Below are 17,296 nucleotides of genomic sequence, written 5' to 3'. Positions count from 1 at the left end.
GAGGGTTTTCCATATGATATCGGCCGATTTTCTCAATTCCCCCCTGCCCGAGCCGCAGGAATTGCCGGGGGCGGATCTGGCCGGTCCGGGGCGTTTCGTGAACCGCGAACTCAGCTGGCTGGGTTTCAACTGGCGCGTCCTGGAAGAGGCCGAAAACACCCGCGTGCCGCTGTTGGAACGGCTGCGGTTCCTGTCGATCTCGGCCACCAACCTGGATGAATTCTACACCGTCCGCGTCGCCGGTCTGCGAGAGCTGAAGCGCGAAGGCCAGACCAACCCCGCCGCCGACGGGCTGACCCCCGCCGAACAGCTGGTGCTGATCGACGAGGACGCCCGCAACCTGATGCATCGCCAGCAGGAGATCCTCAGCAACCTGACGCAGGAAATGCGCGAGGCCGACATCTTCGTCCTGACCAAGGACGAGCTGACCGAGGCCGACCGCCAGCACCTGGCCGAGGTGTTCCTCTACAAGGTGTTCCCGGTCCTGTCGCCGCTGGCCATCGATCCGGCGCACCCTTTCCCGTTCATCCCGAACATGGGCTTTTCCTTTGCGCTGATGCTGGAACGGCGCCGCGATGGCCGGTCGCTGCAGGCGCTATTGCCGATCCCGCAGCAGATCGACCGGTTCATTCCCCTGCCCTCCACCGGCGACACCCGCCGCTTCCTGCCGCTTGAGGAATTGCTGCTGCTCAATATCGACCAGCTGTTCCCGGGCTATCGCACCATCGGATCCTGTACCTTCCGGGTGCTGCGCGACAGCGACCTCGAGGTCGAGGAAGAGGCCGAGGACCTGGTGCGCGAATTCGAAACCGCGCTCAAGCGCCGCCGCCGGGGCGAGGTCGTGCGGATGAAGATCAGTGCCAATTCGCCGGACAGCCTGAAAAAGGTGATCATGCGCGAATTGCATGTGTCCCCCGAAGAGGTGATCGAGGTCGACGGGCTGATCGGGATCTCCGACCTTTCGGAACTGGTGATCGACAGCCGACCCGACCTGCTCTGGCCCACCTTCACCCCGCGCGTGCCGGAACGGGTGCAGGATCACGGCGGCGACATGTTCGATGCGATCCGGCAGAAGGACATGCTGCTGCACCACCCCTACGAGACGTTCAACATGGTCGTGCGCTTCCTAGAACAGGCGGCCCAGGACCCGGATGTCGTGGCGATCAAGCAGACGCTCTACCGGACCTCCAAGAATTCGCCCATCGTCAAGGCGCTGTGCGACGCGGCGGAGGACGGCAAATCCGTCACCGCGCTGGTCGAGCTGAAGGCGCGCTTCGACGAGGCCGCCAACATCCACCAATCCCGCCGCCTGGAACGCTCTGGCGCGCATGTGGTCTATGGCTTCGTCGACTGGAAGACCCATGCCAAGATCTCGACCGTGGTGCGGCGCGAGGGCGACAGCCTTGTCACCTACACCCATTACGGCACCGGCAATTACCACCCGATCACGGCGCGGATTTATACCGATCTCAGCTTTTTCACCTGCGATGCCAAGCTGGGGCGCGATGCCACGAAGGTGTTCAATTACCTGTCCGGCTACGCCCAACCCGAGTCGCTGGAAAACCTGAAGATCTCTCCGCACCGGATGAAGGATTTCCTGCTGGAGCAGTTCGAGGCCGAGGCCGACCATGCCCGCGCCGGACGCCCCGCGCAGATCTGGGCCAAAATGAATTCACTGATCGAGCCGGACGTGATCGACGGGCTTTACCGCGCGTCGCAGGCGGGTGTGAAGATCGACCTGGTCATTCGCGGCATCTGCGGCATCAGGCCCGGCGTGCGCGGCCTGTCCGAGAATATCCGGGTCAAGTCCATCGTCGGCCGTTTCCTGGAACACAGCCGCATCGTCTGTTTCGGCAATGGCCAGGGCCTGCCGTCGCGGGGATCGCGGGTCTTCATCTCGTCGGCCGACTGGATGGGGCGCAACCTGAACCGCCGGGTCGAGACCCTGGTGGAGACGACGAACCCCACCGTGAAGGACCAGATCGTGCGCCAGATCATGGCTGCGAACCTCGCCGACCAGGCGCAGAGCTGGATCATGCAGCCCGACGGCCATTTCACCCGCGCGGAGCTGCCCGAGGGCGCCTTTGCCTTCAATTGCCATCGCTTCTTCATGGAGAACCCGTCGCTGTCCGGTCGCGGATCGGCCGGGGCGGCGGATGTGCCCGTCCTGACGCATGAGGAGGAGTGACGCGCTGTCCTGCGGGTCTTCCCGTGGCCGGCCGGTCAAAGCCTCCGGCGGGAGTATTTCTGGCAAGATGAAGAATGGAGGGGCGCTTTGGGTTTGGCCGGGGGTGCTTCTGCGTGGGGGCGGGCGATCTGTATTGGGCGTTAGGTGTTTGATCCGGGCGGGTGTGGGAGCTCGGGGTGTTAACCTTAATCAGCGTTAAGGTTAATTCAGGTTAGGGTTAATGGTTTCCGCGGCTGAGCGGGTCTGCAAGGTTTTGACTGGCCGGCCGGTCGTCGCGGCCTGCCATTCCCCAGGCGAAGGGACTCGTTACATTCTGTATTCGCAAGATTTTTTCGAGCGAGACAAGGCCAGACACTCCCATGCCTCCATCAAGAATCAGACCTGTTCTCCGCTCACCCCGACCTATTGCCACAGCCCCTTGGTTGACGCCCCCGGCTGGCGCTGCAATGAAGGTCGGGAAGATCAGGAACAGGCTGACCATGGAAGATAGCCCGGACACAGCGATCCCGCATGATGACGACCTCGAACCGTTCGGGCGTCCGCTGTTCAAGGACCCTTCGGTCCGCCACCTGCGCAGGGTCGGGGTGGTCGATGTCGGCTCGAACTCCGTCCGGCTTGTCGTCTTTGACGGTGCCGCGCGCAGCCCCGCCTATTTCTACAACGAAAAGATCATGTGCGCCTTGGGGGCCGGCCTGTCCGAAACCGGCCGGCTGAACCCCGAGGGGCGGCAACGTGCCCTCGCCGCGATCCGCCGGTTCCAGATCCTCGCCCAGGGGATGGAGGCGACGCCGCTGACCGCCGTGGCCACCGCCGCCGTGCGGGACGCCGAGGACGGGCCGGATTTCGTGGCCGAGGTCGAACGCACCACAGGCCTGCGCGTGCGGGTCGTGTCGGGCGAGGAAGAGGCGCGACTGTCCGCCCAGGGCGTCCTGCTGGGCTGGCCCGGATCCTACGGGCTTGTCTGCGATATCGGCGGATCGTCGATGGAGCTGGCGGCGATCAAGGGCGGCGATGTCGGGCTGCGCATGACCTCCCCGCTCGGGCCGCTGAAGCTGAAGGAGATCAAGGGCGGGCGCAAGGGGCGCCGCGCCTTCATCAAGGACCAGGTCGCGGCCATGGCCGGCGAGATGGGCGCCCAGCGGGACCGTTTGTTCCTTGTCGGCGGCTCCTGGCGGGCGATCGCGCGGATCGACATGGACCGGCAGGGTTATCCGCTGCACGTGCTGCACGAATACCGCATGACCGCCAAGGCGGTGCGCGCCACGGTCGACTATATCCGCCAGGAAGACAGCAACGCCCTGCGCGCGCGTTGCGGCATTTCCTCGGCCCGGATGGACCTTGTGCCCCTCGCCTCGGAAGTGCTGGCCGAGGTGGTCCGCGTCTTCCGGCCCCGGGACATCGCCGTGTCCAGCTACGGGATCCGCGAGGGCATGCTCTACCAGCAGATGCCGCAGCAATTGCGCGATCGCGATCCCCTGATCGAGGCCTGTCGTTTCGCTGAATCCAAGGATGCCCGCCTGCCCGGCTTCGGCAAGACGCTCTACAAGTTCATCCTGCCGCTCTTCAAATCCGCCAAGCCCGACCGGCTGCGGATCATCAAGGCGGCCTGCCTGTTGCATGACGTGACCTGGCGCGCCCATCCCGATTATCGGGCCGAGGTCTGTTTCGACAACGCCACCCGCGCCAACCTGGGCGGGCTGAAGCACGTGGAACGGATCTTCCTCGGCCTCGCCTTGCTGCACCGCTACCGCAACAAGCGCGAAGGCACGTCCTTTGAAGAGCTGTATGACTACCTGCCCGAGGCCGACCGCCAGCAGGCCGAGGTCGTCGGCAAGGCGATGCGCTTCGGGGCCATGCTCTGGCCCGAAGAGGACGCGATCCCGGGCGAATTCCGCTGGTTCCCCAAGAAGAAGGTGCTTGAGCTGCGCCTGTCCGAAGCCGCCTGGCCGCTGCTGGGAGAGGTCGCGCTGGCGCGGCTGAAATCCCTCGCCAGTTCGCTGGGGGCCGAGGTCGACCTGAAGATGCAGCGCTAGGGCGCGCTACAGCTCGATCTCTTCGCCCTCTTCGATCTCGGGCACCGGGTCCGGGTCCAGCGGTTCACGGCGGCGCATGATGATGTCGCCATTGGGCAGGATCTCGGGCGGATGATAGACCGAGAAGTCCTTGATTTCGCTCAGGACATCCGCGAAAGCCGGGCCCATTTCCTGCATGAAGCTCTGCATGGCGGGGCCGGCTTCCTCGACCAGGCCCTGCAGGTCGCGCATGGCGGGCTCCATTTCCTCCATCAGGCCGCGGAAGAACATCTTGGCGCCGCGTTCCATCAGCGACGGGTTGCCGTCATCCTGCGCGAAGGCAGGCAGGGGCGCCGCGAGGGCGAGGATCAGGACGAGCCGTTTCATGCCCTGCAATATAGGGCGCCACCCGCCCGATTTACAGGTCAGAGGTCGATATCCATCAACACGGGGAAATGGTCCGAGGCCGTGATCAGCGCCTGTCGCAGTTCCGGGTTGCGCCAGCATTCCGGGTCGTCGAAGGGATGCAGGATGCGCCAGCGCGGGCCGCGGTGGCGCAGATCGGGCGAGACCATGATGTAATCCAGCAGCGCCTGCAGGTAACGACCCTCGGGCTTGATGAAGAAGCGCGCGGTGGTGGGTGCCGCGCTCAGCCGGCTGTTCAGCGCCTTGCGCGCATGGGGATCGTACAGCTGCGGCGGCTCCGCCCCCATCACGATCTCGACCGAGGATCGGCCGAACAGGTCCTCGTATTCGTCCAGCCCCGGACCGTCGTTCAGATCGCCCATCACGATCAGCGCCTCTTCGGCCAGCAGGTGCTGGGCGATGCGCTGGCGCAGCCAGATCGCCTGGGCCAGCTGCTTGCGCCGGTTGGCGATGGACAGGCGCATGACCTCGTCGCGGTTGGTCGCGCCATGCGGGGCCTTGGACTTCAGATGCGCCCCGATCAGGCGCAGCTCCGCCCCCTGCATCGTGCGCACGGCCAGTTCCAGTGGCGGCTTGGAAAACCGCACCTCGTCCTGGGTGGCGTCCACGTCCAGATCGATCCGGAATGTCCCGTCGAACCGCGGCGCATGGGGCGCGCCGACCAGGCCCTGCGGATTGTGGCGCACTTCCATAGCATCGGGATCGTAAAGCAGCGCGATTTCCTGCTGCGTATCGTTCGGAAATCCGATCACCGCCTTGCGGGCCCGCAGGTCAAAGGCCTCCGCGAAGGTTTCCAGCGCCGGCACGGTGGCGCGGCGATTGTTGTGGTCGGGCGCCTCGATCACCATGACCGCATCGGCGTCCATCGCGGTGAAGACGATGCCGAGCGCCTCGATCTGCTGCGCGCGCGTGATGTCGCGTCGCGCGGACCAGCGATCGTCCATCAGCAGGTCGCCCTGATCGTCGAATAGGGCGTCGAACCATTCCACGTTGTAGCTGGCGAACCGCATGGGCCGTCAGGCCGTGACCCGGTCCGAGGACCCGCGCGCCGCCGTGATCTCTTCCCAGGCGCGGTTGATGTCGATCAGGCGTTTCTCGGCCATGCCGATCGCCTCTTCCGGCAGGCCACGGGCGGCCAGGCGGTCCGGATGGCAATCGCGGACGGCCTGCCGCCAGGCCTTGCGCGCCTCCTCATAGGACGCGCCGGGCTCGATCCCGAGGATCGCATAGGGGTCGGGGGCGCAATCCTGCACGAACCGGGCGCGCAGGTTGCGGAACCGGGCCTCGTCCATGCCGAAGATGCGGGCGACGTTGGACAGGTATTCGTCCTCCGCCGGGTGATAGCCACCGTCGGCCAGGGCGATGTGGAACAACCCTTCCATCAGGTCGCACAGCGTTTCGCTGCGCGGCCCGAACATGCTGGCGATGTTGCGGGCATAGATTTCGTATCCGGCGACGTCCTGACGGGCGAGGTTGAACACCTTGGCCGCCTGTTCCTCGTCCTTCTTGGCGATCTGGAACACCTCGCGGAAGGCCGTGACCTCGTCTCGGGTGACCATGCCGTCGGCCTTGGCCATCTTTGCGCCCAGGGCGATCACCGCGATGGTGAAGGCAACCGAGCGTTCGGGCGGCGTGCGCAATTCCTCGAAAACCCGGCTCAGGCTTTCGCCTCGGGCCAGGGCGGCAATCGCTTCGGAGATGCGGGACCAGATCGACATGGGCTCAGTCTAACGTGACAGCGCAGCGCTGTCAGAGAATTTTCTGCATCAGCACAAGGTCCAGCCAGCGGCCGAACTTGCGCCCCGATTCCGGGATCCGGCCGACCTGTTCATAGCCGACCGCACCGTGGAAGGAGATCGCCGCCAGGTTCTCTCCGCTGATCCCGGCCATCATCGTATGCGCGCCGCGATCGCGGGCGTGATCCTCCACCGCCAGCATCAGGGACCGGCCGATCCCCTGCCCCCGCGCCTGCGGGCCCAGCACGATGGTATGTTCCATCGCGTGTACGTATCCATCGCCGCCCCGGAACTGGTCATAGGACGCAAACCCCGCCACGACGCCCGCCAGTTCCGCAACGAAGAATTCGCGCCCCATGTCGCGACGCCCCTGAATATAGCTGGCCAACGTTGACAAAGTCTTTTCGACCGAGGCGAAAGTGATCGTCGTGTCGCGGACCACCGGCCCCCAGATGTCCAGGATGGCGGGATAATCCGCCTCGTCTGCCGGTCGAATTACAGCGCCCGCCATGATGTTCTCCGTGATGATTGCCCACCGGATCGCCGCCCGGCCGGGCCCTGCCCGCCATCTTTCAAAGCCTCCCGGCAAAGGCAAGCCAGAGGCCCCCGTCGACATCTCAGGAAGAGGAAAAAGGCACGGTTCTTAGACAGTTCTTAAGATCTCGGATGCGACAACAACCCTGACAGTCGGATGGAGAACAGAATGGGCCGGATCGATTTGACGCCTTGGTTGGACGTGCCCCCGGAACAGCGCGATCCGCTCAGCTATGCGGTGTCCGCTCGCGACCGCTCGACGCTTGCAATGGTCGCCGAAGCGATGCGTCACGGCAACCTCGCCCTGGCGTTCCAGCCCGTTTGCGCCGCCGGCAGCGGCCGTATCGCCTATTACGAAGGGCTGATCCGCATCTATGACGAGACCGGGCGAATCATCCCCGCCGCCGACTTCATCGGTGCGGTCGAAACCACCGAACTCGGCCGCCGAATCGATTGTGCCGCGCTCGACATGGGGCTGCGGACCCTCGCCCAGCAGCCCGACCTGCGCCTGGCCATCAACATGTCCGCCCGCTCCATCGGGTTCTCCGACTGGATGAAGACGCTGCGCAATGGCCTGATGCGCGATGCGACGGTCGGGGAACGGCTGATCCTGGAAATCACCGAAAGCTCTGCGATGCTGGTGCCCGAACTCGTCACCGGCTTCATGGCGCAGATGCGCCGCCAGGGGATCAGCTTCGCGCTCGACGATTTCGGCGCGGGCTACACATCCTTCCGATATCTCAGGGATTTCCTGTTCGACGTGCTCAAGATCGACGGCCAGTTCATCCGCGGCGTGGCCACCGATCCGGACAACCAGGTGCTGACCTCGGCGCTGATCGCCATCGCCCGCCAGATGGACATGATGACCATCGCCGAACAGGTCGAATGCGCCGACGATGCCGCCTGGCTGGAACAGGCGGGGATCGACTGCCTGCAGGGCTATTACTACGCCGCACCCACCGTGCACCCGCCCTGGGCCCCCTCTCAGATGGCCGCGCAGTAACGCTTCTGCGCCGCGGCAAATCCCCCCGCCCCGCAAGCATGCGTTGAGGCGAAGGGCAATTTGCGCTACGTCACCGACATGGAGGCGTGGGGGGAGAATCTCCTGCGTCATATCAGTTGGAGGACAATCCATGACCAATGTCGTCATCGCTTCTGCCGCGCGAACCCCTGTCGGCTCTTTCCTAGGTTCCTTTGCCAATACGCCCGCCCATGAACTGGGTGCGACGGTTCTGGCCGAGGTCGTGAAACGCGCCGGGATCGACGCAAGCGAAGTCTCCGAAACCATTCTGGGCCAGGTGCTGACCGCCGGTCAGGGCCAGAACCCCGCACGCCAGGCGCATATCAATGCGGGCCTGCCACAGGAATCCGCCGCCTGGGGCATCAACCAGGTCTGCGGCTCCGGCCTGCGTGCCGTGGCGCTCGCCGCGCAGCACATCCAGCTGGGCGATGCGGATATCGTGATCGCCGGCGGCCAGGAAAGCATGTCGCTGTCGCCCCATGTCGCGCATCTGCGCGCCGGCCATAAGATGGGCGATGTGAAATACATCGACTCGATGATCAAGGACGGCCTCTGGGACGCGTTCAACGGCTACCACATGGGTCAGACCGCTGAAAACGTTGCCGAAAAATGGCAGATCTCCCGCGATCAGCAGGACGAATTCGCCGTGGCCAGCCAGAACAAGGCCGAGGCTGCGCAGAAGGCCGGCAAGTTCGCCGACGAAATCGTCCCCTTCACCGTGAAGACCCGCAAGGGCGAAACGGTCGTCGACCAGGACGAATACATCCGTCACGGCGCCACGATCGAGGCGATGCAGAAACTGCGCCCCGCCTTCACCAAGGACGGCTCGGTCACCGCGGCCAACGCCTCGGGCATCAATGACGGCGCGGCGGCCACCCTGCTGATGACCGCCGAGAACGCGGAAAAGCGCGGGATCACCCCGCTGGCCCGCATCGTGTCCTACGCCACTGCCGGGCTCGACCCCTCGATCATGGGCGTCGGCCCGATCCACGCCTCCCGCAAGGCGCTGGAAAAGGCCGGCTGGAAGCCCGAGGACCTCGACCTGGTCGAGGCGAACGAGGCTTTTGCCGCCCAGGCCTGCGCCGTGAACAAGGATATGGGCTGGGATCCGTCGATCGTGAACGTGAACGGCGGCGCCATCGCCATCGGTCACCCGATCGGGGCCTCCGGCGCCCGCGTTCTGAACACCCTGCTGTTCGAAATGCAGCGCCGCGACGCCAAGAAGGGCCTCGCCACGCTTTGCATCGGTGGCGGCATGGGCGTCGCCATGTGCGTCGAACGCCCGTAAACCCGGCAACGACCCGAAACATACGCTTTCGAAGGGTGCCCCGTTTGGGGCACCCTTTCTTTTGTCCGGGTTCACCGTGTTAGGAGAGTGTTAGCCAAGGGTGCGACAAAGAATCTGCCCGACCGGGCAAAATTCATTGCGCAACAATATTGCGTGAACCTGACTAAATGGGTAACAGCGTTACTCAAGAACTGTATCGGAGGAGGAATCATGGCACGGACAGCATTGGTCACCGGGGGCTCGCGCGGGATTGGCGCGGCGATCTCCAAGGCATTGAAAGACGCGGGTTATCAGGTTGCGGCGACCTATGCCGGCAACGACGAGGCCGCGGCAAAGTTCACCGAAGAGACCGGGATCAAGACCTACAAGTGGAACGCGGCGGATTACGCGGCCTCCAAGGCCGGGATCGAGCAGGTCGAAACGGATCTCGGCCCCATCGACGTGATCGTGGCCAATGCCGGCATCACCCGCGATGCGCCGTTCCACAAGATGACGCCCGAAACCTGGCACGAGGTGATCGACACCAACCTGACCGGCGTCTTCAACACCGTGCACCCGGTCTGGCCGGGCATGCGCGAACGTGGCTTCGGCCGGGTCATCGTGATCTCGTCGATCAACGGTCAGAAGGGTCAATTCGGCCAGGTCAACTACGCCGCCACCAAGGCCGGTGACCTCGGCATGGTGAAATCGCTCGCACAGGAAGGCGCCGCCAAGGGCATCACCGCGAACGCGATCTGCCCCGGCTACATCGCCACGGAAATGGTCATGGCCGTGCCCGAAAAGGTGCGCGAAGCCATCATCGGCCAGATCCCCGTCGGCCGCCTGGGCGAGCCCGAGGAAATCGCCCGCTGCGTGGTCTTCCTGGCCTCCGACGATGCCGGGTTCATCAACGGTTCCACTATCACGGCCAATGGCGGGCAGCATTTCGTCTGATCCAACAGATCATACCGAAAAACCAGAAAGGCCGGGTTTCCCGGCTTTTTTTCATGTCCGGCGGCGAAACGACCTGTCACGGCCTTGACGGCCAGGGCCCCAGCCCGCAATCACGCCGCATGACCCGCACCCGTGCCACCGCCATCGGCTTTGTCGCCGTCCTTCTCTGGGCCCTTCTCGCGCTTTTCACCGTGGGCAGCGCGCCGGTGCCGCCGCTACAGCTGAACGCGATGTGCTTTGCCATCGGGGCGGTGATCGGGCTGGTCTGGGCCGCCTGGAACGGGCAATTGTCGACCCTGCGGCGCATCCCGCCGGCGGCCTTCGCGCTCGGCACGATCGGGCTTTTCGGCTATCACGCGCTCTATTTCGCGGCCCTGCGCAATGCGCCCCCGGCCCAGGCGGGACTGATCGCCTATCTCTGGCCGCTGCTGATCGTCCTGTTTTCGGGGCTGTTGCCGGGCGAAACCCTGCGCCCCGGGCACCTGCTGGGGGGACTGGCCGGGTTCGCCGGGGCCGCGCTCATCATCCTGGGCGGCGGCGATTCCTTTTCGCTGACCCACATGACGGGCTACCTGCTGGCACTGGCCTGCGCCTTCACCTGGTCGAGCTATTCGGTCCTCTCACGCCGGTTCGGAGAGGTGCCGACCGCCGCGGTCGGCTTGTTCTGCCTGGCCACCGCCATAGGCTCCACCCTGCTCCACCTCGCGTGGGAGCAAACAGTCTGGCCCGCGGATGCGGTGACATGGGCGGCCATCGCCGGTCTGGGCCTCGGCCCGGTCGGGCTGGCCTTCTACACCTGGGATGTGGGCGTGAAACACGGCGACATCCAGATGCTCGGCGTGGCGTCCTATGCCGCGCCGCTGTTTTCGACGATCATTCTGGTCGCGACGGGGATTGCCCCGCCCAGCCTGCAACTTGCGGTTGCGACACTCTTGATCACAGGCGGCGCAGGATTGGCCGCCCGTGCCAGCATGCGCGGGGCTCGCGCCGCCGCGCCTCAGCCGGACCCGTTACCGGGTGTCAGTGCACCGAAAGACGAGTGATCTCTTCCTTCAGGCGCAGTTTCTGCTTCTTCATCTGAGTGATCTCGGTATGCGAGATACCGGGCGACCGCTGGGCATGTTCTACCGCGGTCGAGAGGGATTCATGCTTCTTCTTCAGTTCCTCGAGATGTGAACTCAAGCTCATTTGGTAGTCTCCTCTCAGTAGTGCTCCCACCCGAAAGTGGACCACAGTTTCATGATTCTGTCACGTTGCACCCGCGAGGAAATGCCGAAAGCCTTACTGAAACATTAACGACCCTCAGGGCCGAGGGGGGCTGCATCACGCAAAATCCCCAATGCTTCAGGGGTATAATCCTCTCCGTCCGTCTGGTGGACAGGGCCGCTGTGGACCACCAGTCCGGCATGCAATCGGAAGGCCGCACGCCCCTCTTTCCGCCCCCTGACCAGTGAAAGTTGCGAATCACGCCCCTCGCGGGGAATTAATGGAAAGGTTTCCAGCGATCCGAGACAGGAATCAAAAGCCGCCAGGAGTTCGGGCAGACGCTCCGTCCGGTGGATGAAACTGACATAGCCGCGCGGGCGACAGCGCTTCGCCGCCGCCCGTACCCAGTCCGCCAGCGGGGTCTCCTCGCCCATGGCGCCTTCGCGGGCGGCATCCGGTCCGGCCAGGCTGCGGTCGCGCCGGAAATAGGGCGGGTTGGCGATCACATGGTCGAACACCCGCTGTTTCAGCGCCTCGGGCATCTGCGCCAGGTCGCCCTCGACCACCTCGATCTGCTGCCCGTTTTCGGCCCCGTTTCGCCGCGCCAGCGCCGCGTAGAGCGGCTGCCGCTCCAACCCGGTCAGGCTCAGCCCTGGCACCCGCGCGGCAAGGCTCAGACAGGCCGCGCCGGCACCGCAGCCCAGGTCCAGAACGCTCTGGCCAGGCTTCGCCGGCACCCAGGCGGCGAGGAAGATCGGATCAACCCCTGCGCGATATCCCTTGCGGGGCTGCCACAGATGCACGCGCCCTCCCAGGATCGTGTCACGGGTCAGATCGTCGCTCATTCGCCCAGGTCGATGCCGTTGTCGGTCAACGTACGGCGGGCGCGGTCGTAATCGGCCTCGCGGACCATCATCCGGCGCGGCAAAACGCCCACGGATCCTTCGAGAACGCTCATATTTACGTCCATTTCAAAGCAGTCTATACCCTCGCCCTGAAGCAGCGCCCGGGCAAAGGCCAGGTCGGCCGGATTGTTCGTTCTCAGAAGCTGTTTCATAATGGGGACTTAAGGTCAGAACCCTCGATTTGTCGAGAGGCTGGCAGAGGTGTAACGGGCTTTGGACAAACCCGTCGACAAACCACATGAGCAGATCGCGGCCCTCCTGGCCGACGATCTTGGTGCGGTCAACGACCTGATCCGCGCGCGCATGGCGTCGCGTCACGCGCCGCGCATTCCCGAGGTCACGGCCCACCTGGTCGAGGCTGGCGGCAAGCGTATCCGCCCCATGCTGACCCTCGCCGCCGCGCGGCTCTGCGGCTATGACGGCCCCTGGCATGTACATCTCGCCGCAACGGTGGAATTCATTCACACCGCCACCCTGCTGCATGACGACGTGGTCGATGAAAGTGCACAGCGCCGCGGCCGTCCGACCGCCAACCTGCTGTGGGACAACAAGTCTTCGGTCCTGGTGGGCGATTACCTCTTTGCCCGCGCCTTCCAGTTGATGGTCGAGCCGGGCAACCTGCGCGTGCTCAACATCCTGTCCGACGCCGCCGCCACCATCGCCGAGGGCGAGGTGCTGCAACTGACCGCCGCCCAGGATCTGAAAACGACCGAGGACACCTACCTCCAGGTCGTGCGCGGCAAGACCGCCGCGCTCTTCTCCGCCGCGACCGAGGCCGGCGCGGTCATCGCCGGCACCGACGAAGACAACGTCCAGGCACTCTTCACCTATGGCGACGCGCTCGGTATCGCCTTCCAGATGGCCGATGACCTTCTGGACTGGCAGGGCGACGCGGCCCAGACCGGCAAGAACGTGGGTGACGATTTCCGCGAACGCAAACTCACCCTGCCACTGATCCGCGCCATCACGGAGGCCGACGCCGAAGAGCAGGAGTTTTGGCGCCGCACGATCGAAAAGGGCCGCCAGACCGAGGCCGACCTCGACACTGCTCGCGCCCTTCTGGACAAGCACGGCGCGCTGGACAGCACCCGCCAGACGGCACTGGACTGGGCCGACGCGGCCAAGGCCGCCCTCGCCCCCCTGCCCGATCATCAGTTGACCGACCTCCTGGACGAACTTGCGGATTACGTCGTCGCGCGCCTGCGCTGATCCCACCGATACCGATATCTGAAAATGCGGAAAGGGGCTCTGCCCCTTGCGCCCAAAGCTTCGCTTTGCGCGCTACCCCGGAGTATTTCTGGCAAGATGAAGCAGGGGGGCGGCGCGGGTTGAGCACTCTTGCGCCCGGCAGCCCCGGCGGGATGGCGCGGCAAGGTCAAAACTCACGCCACCGCCGCCTTTCATCTGGCCGGGAAATATCCCGGGATTCTCAAGGGCAGCGCCCTTGAGCGCCCTTGCGGCGTGAGCAAGATCAAATCGTGTGCGCCGCAGGCGCGCCTCTTGATGAAAGGCCGGCCGGATCAGAGACGGGTGAGTGTTGCGCCCAGCCCCGTCATCAGCGGCTCGAAGATCGGGAAGGATGTCGCGATCGGGCCCCCGTCATCGACGCGGACGGGCTGTTGCGCGGCCATGCCGAGGCAGAGGAAGGACATGGCGATGCGGTGATCCAGGTGGCTTTCCACCTCGGTCCCGCCGGGCACCTTGCCATGGCCCATGCCGGTGACGATCCACCAATCGGGTCCATCCTCGACCTCCACGCCATTGGCGCGCAGTCCTGTGGCCATCGCCTCGATCCGGTCGCTTTCCTTGACCCGCAGCTCCTTGACCCCGCGCATTACCGTCTGCCCCTGGGCAAAGGCCGCGACGACGGACAGCACCGGGTATTCGTCGATCATCGAGGCCGCGCGTTCGGGCGGCACCTCGATCCCTTTCAGGTCAGGCGAGAAGCGCGCGCGCAGGTCGGCGACGGGCTCTCCGCCCTCTTCGCGCGGGTTCTCGTAGGTCAGGTCGGCGCCCATGTCGCGCAGCGTCTCGAACAGGCCCGCGCGGGTCGGGTTCAGCCCGATATTGGGCACCAGTACGTCCGATCCCGGCACGATCAGCGCCGCGCAGACCGGGAAGGCGGCCGAGGACGGGTCGCGCGGCACGGCGATCACCTGCGGCTTCAGCTCGGGCTGGCCGGTCAGGGTGATGACGCGGCCCTCTTCCGTGACCTCTGTCGTGATCTCGGCGCCGAAGCCTGCCAGCATGCGTTCGGTATGATCGCGGGTCGCCTCGCGTTCGATCACCACGGTCTGGCCCGGGGCGTTCAGCCCGGCCAGAAGCACCGCGGATTTCACCTGGGCCGAAGGCACCGGCACCTCGTAGCGCACCGGCACGGGGTCTGCCGCGCCGACGATGGTCATGGGCAGCCGCCCGCCGTCGCGCCCGACGGCCTGCGCTCCGAACAGCGCCAGCGGATCGGTGACCCGCGCCATCGGCCGTTTGTTCAGGCTGGCATCGCCGGTGAAGGTCGCCGTGATCGCCGAGGTCGCCATGGCCCCCATGATCAGCCGCACGCCGGTGCCGGAATTGCCGCAATAGATCACATTCGCAGGTTCGGCAAAGCCGCCGACGCCGACGCCGTGAACCGACCAGTTGCCCTCGCCCAGATCGGTGACCTCGGCGCCGAAGGCCCGCATGGCCTTTGCGGTATCCAGAACGTCCTGACCTTCCAGAAGCCCGGAGATCTTCGTCTCGCCGACGGACAGCGCGCCGAGGATCAGCGACCGGTGCGAGATCGACTTGTCACCGGGCACATTCGCGGTGCCGTTCAGCGGCCCGCAAGGGGCGGATTGCATCGGGATCGGGGTGCCATGGGCGGACATGTCGGGCCTCCTCGCCAGCGTCTCAGCGCTCTTATCGCAAGGCCGGGGGATGGTCCATCATTGATGGATCGCGCCCCGCACAAGCTCAGGTTCAGGCGTTGCCCACCTCGATAACCCCCGCCTCGGTCACGATCATGTCCAGCGGCTGGTCGAGCGGATCATGGGGCAGCGCCTCGGCCTCCTGCGCGGCATAGGCAAAGCCGATGGCCAGAACCGGCCCCTCGGCGCGCAGCCCTTCCAGCGTGCGGTCGTAGAACCCGCCGCCATAGCCCAGCCGCGCCCCGTCGCGGGTGAAGGCAACGAGCGGCACGATCACGATCTGCGGCACCATCGCCACCTGCTCGGCGGGGATCTGCGCGCCGAAGGGGCCGTCGACCAGCTGGCCCTCGGGCTCCCACCGGGCAAAGGTCAGCGGCGCGCCATTGGCGACGATCACCGGCACGCCCACAGGCCCCCAGGCCGCGGCCTCGGCCATGGCGGGACGGGGGTCAATCTCTGTCCGGATCGGCAAATAGCCCGAAACCGGCACGCCACGATGGCCGGCCAGCACCTCGGACAGCACGCCGCTGGCACCGGGCCAGGCCGCCACATGGGCCGCCTTGCGCCGGGCAAACGCCGCCTTGCGCGCGGCGGCCTTTTCCTCTGCCAGGCTCACGCGGGCGCCCTCACAGCAGGATCACCCCGGCGAGGCCCAGGAAGGCGAAGAAGCCGACGATATCCGTCACCGTTGTCACGAAGGCGCCCGAGGCCAGGGCCGGGTCGATGCCGAACCGGTCCAGCGCCACCGGGATCACCGTTCCCGCCAGCCCGGCGATCACCAGGTTGATGACCATGGCCGCCGCAATCACGTAGCCCAGGCCCGGCGATCCGAACCAGATCAGCCCGACGATGCCCATGACCACCGCAAAGATCACCCCGTTCACCAGCCCCACCAGGCATTCGCGGCGGATCACCCGCCAGACGTTGGCCCCGGTCAGGTCCTTGGTCGCGATGGATCGCACCGCAACGGTCAGCGATTGCGTCCCCGCATTGCCCCCCATCGAGGCGACGATAGGCATCAGCACCGCCAGCGCCACGAATTGCGCGATCGTCGCCTCGAACTGCGCGATCACCAGCGAGGCCAGGATCGCCGTCACCAGGTTCACAGCCAGCCAGGGAAACCGCCGTTTCGTCGTGTCGATCACCCGGTCGGTCAGAGAGCTTTCCTCGCTCACACCGGCCAGTCGCAGGATGTCCTCGTCATGTTCCTCGTCCAGCACGATCATCGCGTCGTCGATGGTGATGACACCGACCAGCCGGTCATCGTCATCCACCACCGGGGCCGAGATCAGGTGATACTGGTTGAAGGCATAGGCCACGTTGCCCTCGTCCTCGGTGGCCGAGAACGTGCGGAACATCGGCTCCACCAGGTCGGCCAGCTGGGTGACGCGGGGGCTGGCCATGACCTTGCCCAGGGTGACATGGGCGACGGGCTTCATCCGGGGATCGACCAGGATGATGTGGTAGAACTGCTCCGGCAGGTCCTCGCGTTCGCGCATGTAGTCGATGGCCTGGCCGACATTCCAGTGTTCGGGGGCCGCGACGACCTCGCGCTGCATCAGGCGGCCGGCGGATTCCTCCGGATAGGTCAGCGCCTGCTGGACGGCGACCCGGTCGCTGGCTTCCAGCGCGCCCAGGATCGCGGCCTGCTGTTCGTCCTCCAAGTCTTCCAGAAGGTCGACGACGTCGTCGCTGTCCAGTTCCCGGACGGCTTCGGCCAGCACGTCGGGGTTGAGGATCGTGATGACCTCTTCGCGGATCGATTCGTCCAGTTCCGACAGGATCTCGCCGTCGAATTCCTTGTCGTAGAGCAGCACCATCCGCCGCCGGTCGAAGGCGTTGATCTGTTCCAGAAGGTCGGCGATGTCGGCGGCGTGCAGCGGCTCCATCAGCTCGACGAGCTTTTCGCGATCCTCGGTGTCGACGGCATAGAGGATGCCGGTGATCACCTTGCGGTCGAGCGTGTAGTCATCGCTGTCCAGCCGCTCTTCCAGCTCCTCGACCTCTGCCTCTTCGCTCATGCCGCGCTCCTTCTGCTGATCCGGACCATAGGAGAGGAAAAGAACCGAAAACAATGGCGGATCGGTCGATTTCACCGCTTCGTTTGTCCCGTTTACCTGCTGACGCCGCCGCGCTACGCT

General features: G+C 65.4%; 17 protein-coding genes. 7 read left to right on the top strand and 10 right to left on the bottom strand.

Features of this window, described 5'->3' with window-relative positions:
- Positions 1-13 precede the first annotated feature (13 nt).
- A complete protein-coding gene (locus ATO9_RS03150; protein WP_043744862.1) occupies positions 14-2,188 on the top strand; it encodes an RNA degradosome polyphosphate kinase in 2,175 nt (724 codons plus the stop codon).
- Between the two features lie 479 nt (positions 2,189-2,667).
- Complete coding sequence (locus ATO9_RS03145) at positions 2,668-4,221, top strand: Ppx/GppA family phosphatase (RefSeq protein WP_043744859.1); 1,554 nt, start codon at positions 2,668-2,670, stop codon at positions 4,219-4,221.
- A gap of 6 nt (positions 4,222-4,227) precedes the next feature.
- Here ATO9_RS03145 and ATO9_RS03140 read toward each other — a convergent pair whose 3' ends face one another.
- The 4 genes from ATO9_RS03140 to ATO9_RS03125 are packed head-to-tail and all read right to left on the bottom strand — an operon-like array spanning position 4,228 to position 6,873.
- Entirely contained in the window at positions 4,228-4,587 is a 360-nt protein-coding gene (locus tag ATO9_RS03140; protein ID WP_043744855.1) for a hypothetical protein, read from the bottom strand.
- 38 nt (positions 4,588-4,625) lie between these two features.
- Positions 4,626-5,636, bottom strand: coding sequence for an endonuclease/exonuclease/phosphatase family protein (locus ATO9_RS03135; protein ID WP_043744851.1), 1,011 nt, complete (start codon positions 5,634-5,636; stop codon positions 4,626-4,628).
- Between the two features lie 6 nt (positions 5,637-5,642).
- Complete coding sequence (locus ATO9_RS03130) at positions 5,643-6,344, bottom strand: molecular chaperone DjiA (protein WP_043744848.1); 702 nt, start codon at positions 6,342-6,344, stop codon at positions 5,643-5,645.
- Between the two features lie 31 nt (positions 6,345-6,375).
- Positions 6,376-6,873, bottom strand: a complete 498-nt coding sequence (locus ATO9_RS03125; RefSeq protein WP_043744846.1) for a GNAT family N-acetyltransferase — start codon at positions 6,871-6,873, stop codon at positions 6,376-6,378.
- Between the two features lie 192 nt (positions 6,874-7,065).
- On the opposite strand from ATO9_RS03125, the gene ATO9_RS03120 reads away from it, so the two are divergent.
- The 4 genes from ATO9_RS03120 (at position 7,066) to yddG (ending at position 11,181) form a co-directional block, all read left to right on the top strand.
- Positions 7,066-7,899, top strand: a complete 834-nt coding sequence (locus tag ATO9_RS03120; RefSeq protein WP_043744843.1) for an EAL domain-containing protein — start codon at positions 7,066-7,068, stop codon at positions 7,897-7,899.
- A 130-nt stretch (positions 7,900-8,029) separates the two neighbouring features.
- Complete coding sequence (locus ATO9_RS03115) at positions 8,030-9,205, top strand: acetyl-CoA C-acetyltransferase (RefSeq protein ID WP_043744840.1); 1,176 nt, start codon at positions 8,030-8,032, stop codon at positions 9,203-9,205.
- 210 nt (positions 9,206-9,415) lie between these two features.
- On the top strand, positions 9,416-10,138 hold the full coding sequence (gene phbB / locus ATO9_RS03110; RefSeq protein WP_043744837.1) for an acetoacetyl-CoA reductase: 723 nt from the start codon (positions 9,416-9,418) through the stop codon (positions 10,136-10,138).
- A gap of 119 nt (positions 10,139-10,257) precedes the next feature.
- A complete protein-coding gene (yddG, locus tag ATO9_RS03105) occupies positions 10,258-11,181 on the top strand; it encodes an aromatic amino acid exporter YddG (protein WP_081979440.1) in 924 nt (307 codons plus the stop codon).
- On the opposite strand, the gene ATO9_RS23810 is transcribed toward yddG, so the two are convergent.
- The 3 genes from ATO9_RS23810 to ATO9_RS03095 form a co-directional block, all read right to left on the bottom strand.
- A complete protein-coding gene (locus tag ATO9_RS23810; protein ID WP_081979421.1) occupies positions 11,159-11,326 on the bottom strand; it encodes a YdcH family protein in 168 nt (55 codons plus the stop codon). The genes yddG and ATO9_RS23810 overlap by 23 nt on opposite strands.
- A gap of 104 nt (positions 11,327-11,430) precedes the next feature.
- Entirely contained in the window at positions 11,431-12,189 is a 759-nt protein-coding gene (locus ATO9_RS03100) for a tRNA1(Val) (adenine(37)-N6)-methyltransferase (protein WP_043744834.1), read from the bottom strand.
- Positions 12,186-12,401 (bottom strand): putative signal transducing protein, encoded by a 216-nt coding sequence (locus ATO9_RS03095; RefSeq protein ID WP_043744832.1) that lies wholly within the window; start codon positions 12,399-12,401, stop codon positions 12,186-12,188. Before ATO9_RS03095 ends, ATO9_RS03100 begins: the two co-directional genes overlap by 4 nt.
- Before the next feature lie 61 nt (positions 12,402-12,462).
- On the opposite strand from ATO9_RS03095, the gene ATO9_RS03090 reads away from it, so the two are divergent.
- Entirely contained in the window at positions 12,463-13,458 is a 996-nt protein-coding gene (locus ATO9_RS03090) for a polyprenyl synthetase family protein (protein WP_043744830.1), read from the top strand.
- A gap of 311 nt (positions 13,459-13,769) precedes the next feature.
- Here the strand turns inward: ATO9_RS03090 and aroA are convergent, their stop codons facing one another.
- The 3 genes from aroA to mgtE all read right to left on the bottom strand — a co-directional run bounded on the left by aroA (position 13,770) and on the right by mgtE (position 17,176).
- On the bottom strand, positions 13,770-15,116 hold the full coding sequence (gene aroA / locus ATO9_RS03085; RefSeq protein ID WP_043744828.1) for a 3-phosphoshikimate 1-carboxyvinyltransferase: 1,347 nt from the start codon (positions 15,114-15,116) through the stop codon (positions 13,770-13,772).
- Positions 15,117-15,207: 91 nt separating this feature from the next.
- Positions 15,208-15,771 (bottom strand): 5-formyltetrahydrofolate cyclo-ligase, encoded by a 564-nt coding sequence (locus tag ATO9_RS03080; protein WP_043744825.1) that lies wholly within the window; start codon positions 15,769-15,771, stop codon positions 15,208-15,210.
- Positions 15,772-15,781: 10 nt separating this feature from the next.
- Positions 15,782-17,176: a magnesium transporter gene (gene mgtE / locus ATO9_RS03075; RefSeq protein WP_043744822.1), complete on the bottom strand. Its 1,395-nt coding sequence runs from the start codon at positions 17,174-17,176 to the stop codon at positions 15,782-15,784.
- Positions 17,177-17,296 lie beyond the last annotated feature (120 nt).

Source organism: Pseudooceanicola atlanticus (genome assembly GCF_000768315.1).
Classification (GTDB): Bacteria; Pseudomonadota; Alphaproteobacteria; order Rhodobacterales; family Rhodobacteraceae; genus Pseudooceanicola; species Pseudooceanicola atlanticus.
Note: the sequence above shows the minus strand (reverse complement) of the source record. Positions and strands in the feature narration are given on the sequence as shown.